14 protein-coding genes are annotated in these 14,738 nt (G+C 64.2%); 11 read left to right on the forward strand and 3 right to left on the reverse strand.

From position 1 onward, the window contains the following. Nucleotides 1–300 precede the first annotated feature (300 nt). The gene (locus CBM2588_RS27385; RefSeq protein WP_115683388.1) at nt 301–1,269 is read right to left on the reverse strand and encodes an AraC family transcriptional regulator; all 969 of its coding nucleotides are present in this window, start codon (nt 1,267–1,269) and stop codon (nt 301–303) included. A 189-nt stretch (nt 1,270–1,458) separates the two neighbouring features. On the opposite strand from CBM2588_RS27385, the gene CBM2588_RS27390 reads away from it, so the two are divergent. The 8 genes from CBM2588_RS27390 (at nt 1,459) to CBM2588_RS27425 (ending at nt 9,064) form a co-directional block, all read left to right on the forward strand. Next, nucleotides 1,459–3,018, forward strand: a complete 1,560-nt coding sequence (locus CBM2588_RS27390) for a long-chain-fatty-acid--CoA ligase (RefSeq protein ID WP_115683389.1) — start codon at nt 1,459–1,461, stop codon at nt 3,016–3,018. A 26-nt stretch (nt 3,019–3,044) separates the two neighbouring features. Next, a complete protein-coding gene (locus CBM2588_RS27395; protein WP_115683390.1) occupies nt 3,045–4,229 on the forward strand; it encodes a lipid-transfer protein in 1,185 nt (394 codons plus the stop codon). Nucleotides 4,230–4,231: 2 nt separating this feature from the next. Further along, nucleotides 4,232–4,672: a MaoC family dehydratase N-terminal domain-containing protein gene (locus CBM2588_RS27400; RefSeq protein WP_115683391.1), complete on the forward strand. Its 441-nt coding sequence runs from the start codon at nt 4,232–4,234 to the stop codon at nt 4,670–4,672. 9 nt (nt 4,673–4,681) lie between these two features. Next, nucleotides 4,682–5,101: a MaoC family dehydratase gene (locus CBM2588_RS27405; protein WP_115683392.1), complete on the forward strand. Its 420-nt coding sequence runs from the start codon at nt 4,682–4,684 to the stop codon at nt 5,099–5,101. 84 nt (nt 5,102–5,185) lie between these two features. Next, the gene (locus CBM2588_RS27410; RefSeq protein WP_115683393.1) at nt 5,186–6,016 is read left to right on the forward strand and encodes an SDR family NAD(P)-dependent oxidoreductase; all 831 of its coding nucleotides are present in this window, start codon (nt 5,186–5,188) and stop codon (nt 6,014–6,016) included. Between the two features lie 11 nt (nt 6,017–6,027). Beyond that, nucleotides 6,028–7,179: an acyl-CoA dehydrogenase family protein gene (locus CBM2588_RS27415; protein ID WP_115683394.1), complete on the forward strand. Its 1,152-nt coding sequence runs from the start codon at nt 6,028–6,030 to the stop codon at nt 7,177–7,179. Continuing rightward, entirely contained in the window at nt 7,176–8,210 is a 1,035-nt protein-coding gene (locus CBM2588_RS27420) for a CaiB/BaiF CoA transferase family protein (RefSeq protein WP_115683395.1), read from the forward strand. Before CBM2588_RS27415 ends, CBM2588_RS27420 begins: the two co-directional genes overlap by 4 nt. Before the next feature lie 65 nt (nt 8,211–8,275). Further along, the gene (locus CBM2588_RS27425) at nt 8,276–9,064 is read left to right on the forward strand and encodes an enoyl-CoA hydratase/isomerase family protein (protein ID WP_115683396.1); all 789 of its coding nucleotides are present in this window, start codon (nt 8,276–8,278) and stop codon (nt 9,062–9,064) included. A gap of 407 nt (nt 9,065–9,471) precedes the next feature. Here CBM2588_RS27425 and CBM2588_RS27430 read toward each other — a convergent pair whose 3' ends face one another. After that, nucleotides 9,472–10,686, reverse strand: a complete 1,215-nt coding sequence (locus tag CBM2588_RS27430; protein WP_115683760.1) for a M20 aminoacylase family protein — start codon at nt 10,684–10,686, stop codon at nt 9,472–9,474. Between the two features lie 8 nt (nt 10,687–10,694). After that, entirely contained in the window at nt 10,695–11,699 is a 1,005-nt protein-coding gene (locus CBM2588_RS27435; protein WP_115683397.1) for a Bug family tripartite tricarboxylate transporter substrate binding protein, read from the reverse strand. Nucleotides 11,700–11,823: 124 nt separating this feature from the next. Here CBM2588_RS27435 and CBM2588_RS27440 point away from each other — a divergent pair, with 124 nt between their 5' ends. The 3 genes from CBM2588_RS27440 (at nt 11,824) to CBM2588_RS27450 (ending at nt 14,682) form a co-directional block, all read left to right on the forward strand. After that, nucleotides 11,824–12,735 carry a LysR family transcriptional regulator gene (locus CBM2588_RS27440; protein WP_115683398.1) on the forward strand — a complete coding sequence of 304 codons (912 nt, stop codon included), beginning with the start codon at nt 11,824–11,826 and terminating at the stop codon, nt 12,733–12,735. A 354-nt stretch (nt 12,736–13,089) separates the two neighbouring features. After that, a complete protein-coding gene (locus tag CBM2588_RS27445) occupies nt 13,090–14,103 on the forward strand; it encodes a 1-aminocyclopropane-1-carboxylate deaminase (RefSeq protein WP_115683399.1) in 1,014 nt (337 codons plus the stop codon). Between the two features lie 414 nt (nt 14,104–14,517). Next, the gene (locus CBM2588_RS27450; RefSeq protein WP_231942292.1) at nt 14,518–14,682 is read left to right on the forward strand and encodes a DUF1484 domain-containing protein; all 165 of its coding nucleotides are present in this window, start codon (nt 14,518–14,520) and stop codon (nt 14,680–14,682) included. Nucleotides 14,683–14,738: the final 56 nt, after the last annotated feature.

Genomic DNA, 14,738 nt, shown 5'->3' on the forward strand with positions numbered 1-14,738 from the left:
AAAGAGCCGTTTGGCGTGGCTTGAGTCCGGTAGGCGACCTCTCCCCCCTCGAGATCGGAGACACGAAAAAGCTGGTTTGAGCGATGACTGCCCCAATTTTGGCGACACTCATAAGCCCCTGCTGCTTCACTTATGCTCCCGCGCACGCACGGCTGGCGCTCCATTATTTTGAATCGCCCGACTACACATATCGTATCAAGCTGTCTTTGCGACAACCGATTGCCCCAATCGCCCGGTCATGCATTGGCCCACGCCAACCGGCAAATGGAAACGCGGATTCCGTATATTCCAGCCTGCTCTTCAGAGGCTGACTTGAGCTTTGCGATACGACCCCGGCGCACTGCCCGTCCAGCCCTTGAAGGCGCGCTGGAACGCGGCACTATCGGCGAATCCCAACTCCTGCGCCAATTCTGCGAGTGACACCGAACTGGTGTTGAGACGAACAATTGCAATATCTCGCCGCAGCTCGTCCTTCAGCGTTTGAAACGAGGTTCCCTCCATGGCCAACCGCCGTTGCAGGGTTGCCGTCGACATGTGCAATGCGCTGGCGGACTCCGCGAGGTCCGGCCAAGTGGGCTGCGTAAGTTGCAAATATGCGCGTACGCGTGAACTCGCCACGTCACGGTCGGTTCGCGGGACAACGATATTGGCCTGTGCATCGGCCAGGAATGCGCGCAGCGCAGCTTCGTCCCGTCGCACGGGACTGAGCAGCCATGTTGCTTCGAACCAAAACGCTGTCTGACCCCGCCCGAACTCCAGATGGGCCGGAAAGATCTTGCCGTAGCTGCCGGCGTGAGGCGGGTTATCAAAAGCAAAGTCAAAGCGTGCAGCAGGCAAACGGCCACCCGCGAGCCAGGCGATAAGGCGCCAAAAAACGCGGACCAGCATCTCATGCAGGAAGACCGGCTGCTCGCTCAATGAGCGGCTGAAGCGCAAGCCAACGCCGGCGAGCTCGCCCTCGCGGCGCGACTCCAGGACAACATCGTCCTGCAGCAACCAGAAGGTCTGCGACACGCGGCGGATGGCGGAGTCGAGGCTGCGTGCGCCCAACGCGGAACGTGCCATCAGGGCAAAGCTACCCGGCTTCAGCGGCCGCGACAGAAAGCCGAGGCACTCGTCTTCACGCCGCTCTATCAATAGCCGAAAGAGTGCCACGTACTGGGCAGCGGTGATGCGGGCGCCTGCATGTTCAAGCAGTTCCGACGGGATCCCGGCGTCCGCCAGAAAACTCTCGATAGGTTCTCCGCGTGCCTGCACACCGGCAAGCATGCCACGCACAAAGGCGACTGGGACGGTAATGGGAGCTTTAAGCGTCACTGGAGGCAGGCGTCATGGATTGAGGTCTTCTGCCATCCAATCGATGGAATGTGCGATTGCTGGCCGAAGCGTGCGTTTCTAACATGAGCCCCACAAACAAAGCAATTGCTCCGCATCGTCGCGGGCAGGACGGAGACAACCATGTACCTTACGCAAGCGTTGCATCGTGCAGTGCAGCAAAAGCCCGACCATATTGCCGTGCGGTTCGGTGACCGGCAGCAGACCTTCCGCCAGTTCGCCGACCGTGTGGCGCGCTTAGCTGGGGCGCTGCAAGGACTGGGCATGCAGCACGGCGATCGCGTCGCCATGCTGGCCCTGAACTCCGACCGCTATCTTGAGTATCAGATGGGGGTGCCGTGGGGCGGCGGTGTCCTAAATCCGTGCAACACGCGCTGGTCCGCTTCGGAGATCCTGTACTCGCTGAACGATTCCGGTTCGACCATCCTGATTGTGGATGAGACCTTTCGCACGCTCGCCGAGACGATCCAGGGCGACGCGGCCGCGTTGCGTGAAGTGATCTACTGCGGGGATTGTGACGTACCGGCTGGAATGCACGGATACGAAGCCTTGCTGGCAAAGGCCCAGCCGGTGGGCGATGCCGTGCGCCGTGATGAGGACCTGGCCGGTATCTTTTACACGGGCGGGACGACCGGTTTCCCCAAGGGCGTCATGCTGAGCCACGGCAATCTCCTTAGTTCTGGCCTGGCTTTGCGTGCTGAAGGGATGGCCACCCCTGGCGGCACATATTTGCATGCCGCGCCGATGTTCCACCTCGCCGACATGGGTCTGGCGATGCCACACTGGATCGAAGGCAACACGCACTCCGTGATCGCGGCGTTCTCACCGGAACTGGTGCTCGATACGCTGGAGCGCGACCGTGTGACACACCTGCTTCTGGTGCCGACCATGATCCAGATGCTGGTCGACCACCCGGCGATGCGGCAGCCGCGCGACCTGAGCGCACTCCATACCATCATCTACGGAGCTTCACCGATTTCCGAGGCGGTGCTCGAACGCGCGATGACGGCACTGCCCGGGGTGAGCTTCGTGCAAGCCTACGGGATGACAGAATTGTCGCCGCTAGCGACCATTGTTCCCTCCTCTTATCACACGCCAGAAGCCCGCGAGCTCGGCAAGTCACGGTCGGCCGGCCGCGCGAGCTATTGCACCGAAGTGCGGATCGTGGACCCCGAAGATCAGGAAGTGCCGCGCGGCACCGTAGGCGAGGTCATCGTGCGTGGCCCGAACGTGATGCAGGGCTACTGGAACAAGCCAGAACAGACAGCGGAAGCGCTACGCAACGGCTGGATGCACACCGGGGACGGCGGCTACATGGACGATGATGGCTTCATCTTCATCGTCGATCGTTTGAAGGACATGATCATCAGCGGCGGCGAAAACGTCTATTCGGCCGAGGTCGAGAACGCCATTGCCATGCACAGCGCGGTGGCCGCCTGCGCCGTCATCGGCATCCCCAACGCAGCGTGGGGCGAAGCCGTCCACGCCGTCGTGGTGCGCAAGCCGGATGCATCCGTGACCGCCGAAGAACTGATTGCCCACTGCAAGACGCTGATCGCCGGCTACAAGTGTCCGCGCAGTGTCCATTTCCGGGACAGCCTGCCATTGTCGGGCGCCGGCAAGATCCTCAAGACGGAGTTGCGCAAGCCCTATTGGGACAGCCAGATTCGCAAAGTCAGCTAACCACAATCCAACCGCAAGGAACCACCATGACCTCATCCGTGATCGTAGCCGGCGTCGGCATGATTCCCTTCACCAAGCCGGGGGCCAGCGAACCCTACCCGGTGATGGCCGCGAAAGCCATCCGCGCCGCACTCACCAACGCGGGCGTCGAATACGACAAGGTTCAGCAGGCCTATGCTGGCTATGTCTACGGCGATTCCACTGCCGGCCAGCGTGGGCTCTACGAAGTTGGCATGACGGGCATCCCAGTGGTCAACGTCAACAACAATTGCTCGACGGGGTCGACCGCGTTGTACCTGGCGCGCCAGGCGGTCTCCAGCGGCGCCGTCGATTGCGCCCTTGCCTTCGGCTTCGAGCAGATGACGCCCGGTGCACTGGGCTCGGTGTTTGACGATCGGCCGAGCCCGTTCGAGCGGTTCGATGCCGTTACCGCCGAACTGATTGACGTTCCCGGGATACCGTTCGCCCTTCGCTACTTTGGCGGCGCCGGCCTGGCGCATATGGAGGAGTTCGGCACAAGGCTCGAGACCTTCGCCAAGATTCGCGCCAAGGCCAGCCGGCATGCAGCTAACAATCCGTTGGCATTGCTCCGGACGGTGGTCACGGAGGACGACGTGATGGCATCGCCCATGATCTGGCCCGGCGTGATGACCAAGCTGATGGCCTGCCCACCGACCTGCGGTGCGGCAGCAGCGCTGCTAGTCTCGGAAGCATTCGCCAAGAAGCACGGCCTGGACGCGAGCGTTCGCATCCGCGCCCAGGCCATGACCACCGACACACCGCCTGCTTTCGAGGCGCGCGATATGCGCGAGGTGGTGGGCTTCAGCATGACACGCGACGCGGCCCGGCAAGTTTATGAAGCGGCCGCCGCCGGACCGGAAGACATCGGCGTGGTGGAATTGCATGATTGCTTCGCCCACAACGAGCTGATTACCTATGAGGCGCTCGGGCTGTGCCCGGTGGGTGGCGCCGAGAAGTTCGTGTCCGATGGCGACAACACCTATGGCGGCCAAATCGTGACCAACCCGTCGGGCGGGCTGCTCTCCAAGGGCCACCCGCTTGGTGCGACCGGGCTGGCGCAATGTACGGAGCTGGTCGAGCAATTGCGCGGGCAGGCCGGTGCACGGCAGGTCGAGGGCCTCCGGCTGGCGCTGCAGCACAACCTGGGCCTCGGTGGCGCGTGCGTCGTCACCCTGTACGAGAGGGTCTGATCATGATCGACAAGAAATGGATTGGCCATGAAGTCGGCAGCTCGGTGCTGCCGATCGAGCGCGGCCGGCTGAAGTTTTTCGCCAAGGCAATCGGCGAGACCAACCCGATCTACACCGACCCGGCTGCCGCCCACGACGCCGGTTATGCCGACCTGCCGGCGCCACCCACATTCCTGTTCGCTGCGGAGCTGGACTCGGGTGCCATGTTCGGTCTACTCGACCTGCTCGGCGTGCCGCATGCCAAGGTCTTGCATGGCGAGGAGAGCTTCGAGTATTTCGGCCCCGTCGTCGCAGGGGACACCGTGACGGTCAGCTCCAACGTCAAGGACATCTACGACAAGAAAGGCGGCGCGTTGGAATTCATCGAAGTCGAGTCGAAAGTGGTTAACCAGCGCGGCGAACACGTGGCCCGGATGCGCTCGCTGACCGTGGTACGCAACTGAAGGACCCCAATGACAACCCTCTGCTTTGACTCGGTGCAGGTTGGCGACATCCTGCCGTCCGAGAGCCTGCCCCCCGTGAACCGCCACATGCTGGCGCTCTTTGCCGGCGCGTCCGGTGACCACCATCCGATCCACATCGACCTTGACTACGCGCGCCGGGCCGGCATGCCGGACGTGTTCGCCCACGGCATGCTGGGCATGGCCTGGCTGGGCCGCTTGCTGACCGGCTGGGCGCCGCAGTCGCAACTGCGCCGGTTCGACGCCCGCTTCCAGGGTATCACCCACCTCGGCCATGCCATTTGCTGCAGTGGCCGGGTGGTCGAAAAGCTTGAAGTGAACGGCGAGCGCTGCGTGCGTGTCGAGGTGCAGAGCGCCAACCAGTTCGGACAAACCAGGATTGCAGGCGAGGCGCTGGTCGCGCTGCCCTGAACCGCGAAATCACGAAATCACGAAATCACGAAATCACGAAATCACGAAATCACGAAATCACGAAATCGAAAAGGAGACTAACCCATGACTCGCAAACTGGAAGGCAAAGTTGTCCTTATTACCGGTTCCGGCCGCGGCATCGGCCGCTCCATCGCGCTCAAGCTGGCCAGTGAAGGCGCCCGACTCGTTATCAATGATCTGGACAAGGAGCCAGCCCAGGAGGTGGTGGAAACCATTCGCGCCGCCGGCGGGCAGGCTGTAGCCTGCGTCGGCAGCGTCACCGTGCCGGACTTCGCCGAGCGCTTCGTCGGTACGGCGGTGAGCGAATACAAAGGCCTGGACATCATCGTCAACAATGCAGGCTATACCTGGGACAACGTGATCCAGAAGATGACCGACGAGCAGTGGTACGCCATGCTCGACTGCCACCTCACGGCGCCGTTCCGCATTCTGCGTGCCGCGCAGCCCGTGATCCGCGGCCTGTCCAAGGCTGAAGGCGAGGCCGGCCAACGCGTGGTACGCAAGGTGGTCAATATCTCGTCCGTCGCTGGCCTGTTCGGCAATGCCGGGCAAGCAAATTACTCCGCTGCCAAGGCCGGCATCATCGGCATGACGCAGACACTCGCCAAGGAGTGGGGACGCATGAATGTCACCGTGAACTGCGTGGCATATGGCCTGATCAAGACCCGCCTGACCGGGAGTGCAGCCGGCGAATCCACAGCCAATATCGAAGGCCGTGAGATCAAGGTCGGCGTGAACCCTGACTTGCTGGCCGCGATGGAGCGCGGCATCCCGCTGGGACGTGGCGGCACGCCGGACGAAGCAGCCGGCGCCGTGTACCTGTTCTGCATCCCGGAATCGGACTACGTGAGTGGCCAGACGCTTCTGTGCAGCGGCGGCCTGACCGGCATCTGAGGAGACTAGCGATGCTGCCGCAACTGTACCGCCATCGTTGGATGGATGAGGAAATCGAGGCCTTCCGCGAGCAGGTGCGCCGCTACGTGGCCGGCGAACTGGCGCCGAACTTGGACGGGTGGCGCCGCCAGAGCTACATCCCGCGCGAAGTCTGGCATGCTTTCGGGCAGATGGGCTTCCTGCTGCCCGAGATCGAGGAAGCCTATGGTGGCGCCGGCGCGAGCCTGGCCTACCAACTGGTGGTACAGGACGAGCTGGCCAGGGCCGAAGTGCCCGCCACCACAGCCGTCCACAGCATCGCCACGCACTACATCTTGGACTATGGCACGCCAGAGCAGAAAGAGCGCTGGCTACCGAAGCTGGTCAGCGGCGAGATGCTGGCCGGCATCGCCATGACCGAACCCGGCTGCGGCTCGGACCTTCAGGCGCTGCGCACGCGCGCGCGCCGCGACGGCGGCGAGTACGTCATCGACGGTGCCAAGACCTTCATTACCAACGGCTTCACCGCCAACTTGCTGGTGGTGGCGGTACGAACGGGTGAGGCGGGTAGCCGGGGGGTGTCGCTGATCGTGCTGGAGACCGAGGATCTGCCGGGATTCCGCGTTGGCCGCCGGCTCGAAAAGCTTGGCCAGCACGCCTCCGATACCGCCGAGTTGTCATTCGATGGCGTGCGGGTTCCCGCCGATCGCCTGCTTGGCGAGACGGAAGGACGGGGCTTCGCGCAACTCATGAGCCAGCTTCCGTACGAGCGCATGCTGCTCGCCGTGCCAGCGGCGGCCGTGATCGAGCGTGCTGTCGAACTGACGCTGGAGTACACCCAGCAGCGCAAGGCATTTGGCCAATCGCTGTACGACTTCCAGAACACGCGCTTCAAGCTGGCCGAGTGTGCCACGTTGGCGCATGTGGTGCGCACATTCGTCAATGACTGCATCCAGCGTCTTCTCGATGGCCAGCTCGACGAATCGGCGGCCTACATGGCCAAGTGGTGGTGTACCGAGCAGCAAGGCAAGGTCACCGATGAATGCCTGCAGCTTTTCGGCGGCTACGGCTACGTGACCGAGTACCCGATTGCGAGGCTGTACGCCGACGCGCGGGTGCAGCGCATTTACGGCGGTGCGAACGAGATCATGAAGGAACTGATTGCACGGAGGCTGCCCGCATGAAGCAGCCGCTGACTGGGATTCGCGTCATTGAGTTTGAAGGAATCGGACCCGGCCCATTGGCCGGCCGGATGCTGGCCGACATGGGGGCGCAGGTCACTGTCATCGCGCGGCCGCAAAAGGGCGCAGTGAACGAACGCATTGGCGGTTCGGCGGACAATCCCCTGCGGCGCGGCAAGGCCGTCGTGATGCTCGACCTCAAGCAGTCTGCCGACGTGGCCAAGGCGATGGCGCTGGTTGCAGAGGCTGACGCACTGGTCGAAGGCAACCGTCCCGGCGTGATGGAGAAGCTGGGCCTGGGTCCGGCTAATTGCGCTGCGTTTAACCCTCGGCTGGTTTATGGCCGCATGACCGGCTGGGGGCAATCCGGGCCCCTGGCGCAAGCCGCCGGCCACGACTTGAATTACGTGGCGCTGACCGGCCTGCTTTCGCTGTCGGCGCGCGACGGCCAGGCGCCCATCGTGCCACCGACCGTCGTCGGCGACGCCGCTGGCGCGTTGGGGTTGGCCTTTGGCATGGCTTGCGCGTTGTTGGACGCGCGCGCCAGCGGCCAAGGGCGCGTAGTGGACGGCGCCATCGTTGATGTACTGGCGATGCTCGGCACCATTGTGCAATGGGTACGCGCCAGCGGGCAACTGGATGGGCCGACTCCCAGCCCGTTCCACGACTCGCCGTTCTATGATGTCTACCGCTGTGCCGACGGGGGCTTCATCACGCTTGGCCCGCTGGAGCCCCAGTTCTACGCGCTGCTGCTGGACAAGCTCGCCCTTGCGGATGTGGACCCGGCCGCGCAGTATGACGTGCGTGCCTGGCCCGCGTTGAAGGCTCGGTTTTCGACGCTGTTCGCCAGCCGTTCGCGCGCCCACTGGTGCGCGCTGCTTGAGGGCAGCGATGCATGCTTCGCGCCTGTCCTGAGCCTGTCCGAGGCGGCCGCGCACCCACACAATGCGGCGCGTGGCATCTATGGCATTGGCGCAGACGGGGCCCTGCACGTTGCCGCCGCGCCGCGCTTTCTACCCTTGTCGGTGAACTAATTGACGAAGCGCGGCGGCGCGCGAATGCTCACCAGACTGGATACAAGACAAAGATGGACAATCCAATGCATCAATCTGATGGAATTGCCTGGGGCGTAGCCGAGAACATCGGCCGGATCGTGCTGAAGCGGCAAGAGCACGCAAACACCATCTCACGCGCTGCATCCCGCGCGCTGGTGGGGGCGATCGACAGTATTCTGGAGCAGCAGCCGCGCGTCGTGTTGCTCGCGGCGGAAGGCCGCATTTTCTGTGCCGGCGGGGATATTGACGAATTCGTGGCCGCGGGCCCGGCCCTGGACGCGCTCGTGGACGATATTCTAGCTCCACTGCATCCAGCGTTGTACCGTCTGGCGACGGCGCCGTTGCCGGTCGTCGCAGCGGTGAACGGGCCTCTCGGGGGGGCTGGCATCGGGCTGGCACTGTGTGCCGACTTCGTGCTGGCAGCGGAATCGGTGAAACTGCGCACCGGTTACGCAGCAATAGGGCTGTCGCCCGACCTCGGCGCTTCCTACTTCCTGGCCCGCCGCGTTGGCGCTGTGCGGGCCCAACAGTGGTTTATGCTCAGCGAAACGATCGACGCGCAACGCTGCCTCACACATGGCGTGGTAGATGCGCTGTACCCTGATGCCGAGCTTGCCGGTGCGGCGGAGAATCTTGCGCTGCGCCTGGCGCAGGCCGCGACCGCGTCATTGGGCGGCATCAAGACCTTGTGCAGCGGCCTGCCTGCCCGTGACTTGCAGGCACACCTTGCACTTGAGCATCAGTTACTCACAGCCCGGGCCGGTGGCACTGATGCACAGGAAGGCGTGCGGGCCTTTGTAGAGCGGCGTGCGCCACGATTCACCGGGGATTGATGCTTCTGCTGCGTCGACCTTCGCTGCTTGGTCTAGAAAAGTTGAGGGTTTCTGCTGCCTCACTGATCCCGGCCTTGATCGACCTGCTTCGTCGCGTCCTGCGTCCAGCCGAATGCCCCGGTCCATCACATCACGGAAGCTAACTAAAGTATGCCCGGATTGCAGAGTTGCCTCTGACGTTTGCCGAGTGCCAATGATCGAATTGAGTTCGATTGCGGGCGGCCACGCCGGGCCGAGGCGAATGGCCCTTTTTCGGCCAGCGCGGACGTTCGATCTGGCACCGCCAATGGCTGATAAGGGTCGATTCCGGCCTTCGACCATCTCTTGTCCTCGGACCAAGTGCGTGCCCATCTCGCCGAACTGCTCAGAACGAGGCGCAAACCTTGAGCGTCCCACACTCGGCTAGCCTAGGCACTTGTCCGGGCGTGCGCCGCGTGGCCCGGCCATGGCTGGTCCACCAGAAAGCGCTCGCATAGCAGCGCCCAGTACGCCGCGCCCACCGGAATATTCGCGTCGTTGAAGTCATAGCCTGGGTTGTGCACCATGCAGCCGCCCTCGTCCCCCTCGCCATTGCCAATCCACAGGTAGCAACCAGGCACCGCGTCGAGCATGAAGGCGAAGTCCTCGCTCGCCGCGATCGGCGGTGCCTGGCAGTTGACGTGAGCGGGCCCCAGCAGTTCCAGCGCAACCTGGCCAGCAAACGCCGTTTCCGCCGGCGTGTTCACCAGCACCGGATAACCGCGCTCGTAGTCGATCTGCGCCGCCACGCCGTAGCTTTGCGCCTGAGCAGTGGCCAGTTCGCAGATGCGCTGCTCGACCCGATCGCGTACCTGGCGATCCAGCGCGCGCACACTCAGCCTGAGCACGGCCTGCGCAGGGATGATGTTGGAAACGGTGCCCGCCTGGAAAGCGCCCACCGTGATCACCGCCGTTTGCAGCGGATCGACATTGCGCGCCACGATGGTCTGCAAGGCCATCACGATCGAAGCGCCGGCCACAACCGGATCGGCCGCGTTGTGCGGGAACGCCGCATGGCCGCCGATGCCTGTAAGCGTGATGGTCACGTTGTCGGCCGAAGCCTGCGCCGCGCCCTGGCGCATCAGCAGCCGGCCCGGCGCCGAGCCGGGGACGTTGTGCATGGCGAAGATAGCATCGCAAGGGTACTTGTCGAATAGCCCCGCTTCCATCATCCGCCTGGCCCCACCCAGGCCCTCCTCCGCCGGCTGGAAGACCAGGTTCAGCGTGCCGCTGAAATTACCATGCAGTGCGAGATGCCTGGCCGCGCAAAGCAGCATGGCGGTATGCCCGTCGTGCCCGCAGGCATGCATTACGCCGGGATGGCAGCTGGCATAGGGCAGCCCGGTGGCTTCGGCCATCGGCAGCGCGTCCATGTCGGCGCGGATGCCGAGACTGCGGCTGCCGCTGCCGCGCCGCAGCCGGCCAACGACGCCGGTGGTGCCGAGCCCGCGTTCCACCTCGTAGCCCCATTCGGCGAGCAGGCGGGCCACGATCTCGCTGGTGCGGTGCTCCTCGAAGCCGAGTTCCGGATGGCGATGGATGTCGCGGCGGATGGCAACGAACGCTTCCGTGCTGTCCCGCAGCGCTGCCAGGAGGGGATGCATGGCGTCCTTCATTGCGGCTGCAGGCCGATGGCACGGGCGATGCCGCGGTACTGGTCGATGCTCTGCTGGTAGGCCTTCTGGCTTTCCGCCAGCGATGCCGGACGGGATGCGGGCAGGTTCGCGGCATCCAGGCTGGCACGTACCGCGGGGTCGGCCAGCGTCTGCGCCAGCGCCTTGTGCAGCGCCTGCACGACCGGCTCGGCGGTGTCCTTCTTCACGAAGACGCCGGCCCAGGTCGAGTAGTTGAAGCCGCGTAGCGCCCTGCTTTCATTGACGCTCGGCACGGACCTGACCGCGTCGAGCCGCGTGGGTGACAGCACCGCCAGCATCCTGACCTGGCCGGTTCGCATGCGCTCGATGTCGGGCTTGCCGAACGGCGAGATAAAGATATCGACGATGCCGCCCACCAGGTCCTGGATCACGGGCGCGCCGCCCTTGTAGGGCACGTGCGTCATCGGCGCGCCGATGGTCTGCGACAGGTGCGCCCCGAGCAGGTGGTAGAGCGAGCCGATGCCGACGCTGGCATAGGTCAGCGGCTTGCCCGCGCGGGCCGCCTGCGCGGCATGGGCCGCGAGTTCATCGACATCCTTCACCGGCAGGTCCTTGCGCACCAGGATGGCCAGGTCGACCGCGCCGACCATGTGTACCAGCCGGAAGTCCTCGCTCTTGTACTTGATGGCGGCATTCGCCAGCGGCGTCGTGATCAGTTCGCCGGGGCCGGCCTGCAACAGCAGGTGCCCATCGGCCGGCGCATGCAGGACCTTCTGCGCGGCGATCGCGCCGCCGGCCCCGCCCAGGTTCTCGACGATGACCGGCTGGCCCAACTGCCGGCCCAGCGGTGCATTGAGGTTGCGGGCGACCACGTCCGACAGCCCGCCCGCCGGGAACGGCACCAGCACCGTGACGGGCCGCTCGGGATAGGCGTAGGCCGGCGCCAGGCCCACGCACAGCAGGCCGGCCACCGCGCCGCGCCGCAGCCGGCGGGCAATGTTCTGGAATCGGATTCGGGTCATGGCAGTCTCCTCGCGCCTTGCGTCGCTTTGTGTGTTGTGCGAAGGATCGTAGCGGCCAGCCTGCTATGTGTCCAATGCATTACTCGTCTAAAATTTATTCATAAAACTCATTCACGAGGCATCGATGCACCTCAAGCACCTGCGGCACCTGCTCATGGTCGCGGACGCGGAATCGTTCAGCCGCGCCGCGCAACGGCTGCACCTGACCCAGTCGGCGCTAAGCCGCAGCATCCAGGCGCTGGAGGACGAGCTCGGCGGCAAGCTGATCGACCGCCATGGCCGGCGCAATGTACTGACCCCGCTGGGCGAACTGATCGCCGAGCGGGCCCGGCGCATGCTGTTCGAGGAAGCCGAGCTGCATCGCAGCGTCGAACTGTTCCACCGCCATCACCTCGGCGCCATCCGTGTCGGGCTGGGCGCGGGCCCCGGCGCGGTGCTGATGACGCCGTTTCTGCGCCACATGGCCATGCATCACCCCGGGATCCAGGCGGCGGTGTCACTCGGCACTTCCGACGCGCTGATGATCCAGCTGCGCCAGCGCACGCTGGACGCGGTGATCGTCGAGGTCACCAGCGTGGCGCCGGCCACCGATCTGCGCCACGAACTGCTGGCGCAGCTTCAGGGCCGCTTCATCTGCCGCGCGGGCCATCCGTTGCTGCTGCAGGCCGCCGCCGGCGAGGCCGTGACCTTCGACGATGTCATGCGCTATCCGCTGGCGTCAGCTCCGCTGAGCCCGGAAGTCGCGCGCGGGCTGGTAAAGCGCTTCGGCCCGCGCGCCGACCCAGAGCATTGCCTGAGCCTGCGCTGCGAGAACGTGCGCAGCCTGGTGGAGGCCGTGCTGGTTTCGGACGCGATCCTGTTCAGCATCGTCGCGGCGGTGCGGACGGAAATCGCCGAAGGGAAGCTGTGCCAACTTGCGACCACGCCGGCGGTCGACGACGGCCCCCGCTATGCGTTCTTCACGCTGGCGGGCCGGACCGAGGCGCCGAGCATGGCGCTGTTCCGGCGCTTCGTGGACGAGCACCTGCACGACTGACGGGGGGCTTTGAGATTTGAAAGTGTTACCGGCGAGAGCCTTTCCGAGTGGCTTTCGATGCCATCCGTTGGCACGTCCGGTTTGCGCGGCCGTTCAGGCGCTATCACTTGCCGAATGCTGCGTGGCAGCAGCGTCTCAGTTCGGCCATGCGGCGTCGTTCGACCGCCTATGGACTGAGACGCTCAGCCGACCGCCAATTGGAAACAGCCAGTCGGCCACCGACTATGCAGGTCGAATCATCGGCCATCGCTGCCACTCTATGTGACGAAGATAGGCCGGTGTAGCCCCAAGCCCTTCCATGAATCTCCTAATCTAGAGTCAATCTTCCCCCCATTCTTCAACAGGGAGTTCGCCATGGCGCTTGATCTCGAAAATCGCTTCGGCCGCATCTCGCTTGGCTTCTTCCCATCGCCGATTCATCGGCTCAATCGCCTGTCCGATGTGCTCGGCATTTCGGTGTGGGCAAAGCGCGACGATGTGTCGTCCGGGCTCGCGTTTGGCGGCAACAAGATTCGCAAGCTTGAGTGGCTCGCCGCTGACGCAGTGAAACAAGGCGCCGACACGCTCGTTTCCATCGGCAACATTCAGTCGAATCACACGCGCCAGGTTGCGGCCGTCGCGGCGGTGCTCGGCATGCGCTGCCGGCTAGTGCAGGAGGAGTGGACACACTGGGACGATCCGGTCTACGACAAGGTCGGCAATATCTTGCTGTCGCGGCTGATGGGCGCCGAGACGCTGCTGGAGGGAGAGGGCTACTCGACCGAGGTGAAGGAGACGTGGTCGCGCGCCCTCGAGCAGGTGCACCGGGAAGGCGGCAAGCCTTACGCGATTCCGGCGGGTGCATCCGATCATCGCCTTGGTGGCCTCGGCTATGCGAACTTCACCGATGAACTCGCGCGTCAGGAACAGGAAATGGGCGTATTCTTCGACACCGTGATCACCGCGACCTGCACCGGCTCGACACAGGGCGGCATGGTCGCAGGCTTCAAAGCGCAGGACAGACCACGCCGCCTGATTGGCATCGATACCGCATGCAACGAGGCGATGACGCGCCGCGCCGTGGCGAAGAGCGCGCGACAGACGGCGGAACTGATCGGCATCGGCAAGCCAATCGACGACGCCGACGTGATCGTCGATCCTCGTTTCGCGGGTCCGGACTATGGCCTGCCCGACGATCGGACGATCGATGCGATCCGCACGGCAGCGCGGCTTGAAGCGATGCTCACCGATCCGGTGTACGAGGGCAAATCGATGGCGGGCCTGATCGCGATGGCGAAGGCGGGTGAGATTCCGAAGGGAACGAACGTGCTGTACGTGCATCTGGGCGGCGCGCCCGCTCTCAACGCGTATCACAAGGCGTTCGCATGATCGGCTTGCACAAGATCGTATGAGCCCCGCGATCACTCAGTCATTCGAACGTCGAGTCTCGCCATGACTCCCATAGCGCGCCTGCCTTGTTCCCACCACACCAACTTCAAGTACTTGGCCGCCTTCATTGCGAATCGTCTGATCGCCATCCCCCACCGAGAAGGCAAAACTAAGCCCATCACCGAAACAACGGTGATCGGGCGTCGCAACCCGCTATTCTCTCTGACGGATGGTCGCTCAGGCGACCATCCCACACGCACGCGCGCGTCGCTTCACTATGGCGGGCCGGGTGGGGCAGCCGATAAGGCTGGCCGGTGTTCGTCAGAGAGCCGGTATTGCGACCCCCGCCGTCAGGCCCGCCACCCTCTTCCGATTGCGTCAGGCGGGTCTCCCAACCTTCTTCAGGAGAACGCAATGCAAGAGAAAACCCATCCGCAGCACGAAACCATTTTCATTGGCATACCGGCAGAAACCCTGGAATCGCTCGACCGCGTCCAGGCCGGCATGGGTAGCGTCCTGTCGCTGCTGGAAATTGAAAGCGAACGCTCGGAAGGCTGCCACGCGTCCATTGCCTGCTGACGATGATCAAGATGCAGCTTGATCAGGTGGCAGAGGCGCTGAGCCCCGAGGTTGAG

Origin of the sequence: Cupriavidus taiwanensis, assembly GCF_900250075.1 — a bacterium.
Classification (GTDB): Bacteria; Pseudomonadota; Gammaproteobacteria; order Burkholderiales; family Burkholderiaceae; genus Cupriavidus; species Cupriavidus taiwanensis_C.

Excerpts from the sequence above, each read along its gene's own strand:
- CBM2588_RS27385 (WP_115683388.1), bottom strand. The coding sequence starts at position 1,269 with ATGCTTGCCGGTGTGCAGGCACGCGGAGAACCTATCGAGAGTTTTCTG.
- CBM2588_RS27410 (WP_115683393.1), top strand. The coding sequence starts at position 5,186 with ATGACTCGCAAACTGGAAGGCAAAGTTGTCCTTATTACCGGTTCCGGC.
- CBM2588_RS27400 (WP_115683391.1), top strand. The coding sequence starts at position 4,232 with ATGATCGACAAGAAATGGATTGGCCATGAAGTCGGCAGCTCGGTGCTG.
- CBM2588_RS27395 (WP_115683390.1), top strand. The coding sequence starts at position 3,045 with ATGACCTCATCCGTGATCGTAGCCGGCGTCGGCATGATTCCCTTCACC.
- CBM2588_RS27430 (WP_115683760.1), bottom strand. The coding sequence starts at position 10,686 with ATGCATCCCCTCCTGGCAGCGCTGCGGGACAGCACGGAAGCGTTCGTT.
- CBM2588_RS27435 (WP_115683397.1), bottom strand. The coding sequence starts at position 11,699 with ATGACCCGAATCCGATTCCAGAACATTGCCCGCCGGCTGCGGCGCGGC.
- CBM2588_RS27405 (WP_115683392.1), top strand. The coding sequence starts at position 4,682 with ATGACAACCCTCTGCTTTGACTCGGTGCAGGTTGGCGACATCCTGCCG.
- CBM2588_RS27425 (WP_115683396.1), top strand. The coding sequence starts at position 8,276 with ATGCATCAATCTGATGGAATTGCCTGGGGCGTAGCCGAGAACATCGGC.
- CBM2588_RS27450 (WP_231942292.1), top strand. The coding sequence starts at position 14,518 with ATGCAAGAGAAAACCCATCCGCAGCACGAAACCATTTTCATTGGCATA.
- CBM2588_RS27420 (WP_115683395.1), top strand. The coding sequence starts at position 7,176 with ATGAAGCAGCCGCTGACTGGGATTCGCGTCATTGAGTTTGAAGGAATC.
- CBM2588_RS27440 (WP_115683398.1), top strand. The coding sequence starts at position 11,824 with ATGCACCTCAAGCACCTGCGGCACCTGCTCATGGTCGCGGACGCGGAA.
- CBM2588_RS27415 (WP_115683394.1), top strand. The coding sequence starts at position 6,028 with ATGCTGCCGCAACTGTACCGCCATCGTTGGATGGATGAGGAAATCGAG.
- CBM2588_RS27390 (WP_115683389.1), top strand. The coding sequence starts at position 1,459 with ATGTACCTTACGCAAGCGTTGCATCGTGCAGTGCAGCAAAAGCCCGAC.
- CBM2588_RS27445 (WP_115683399.1), top strand. The coding sequence starts at position 13,090 with ATGGCGCTTGATCTCGAAAATCGCTTCGGCCGCATCTCGCTTGGCTTC.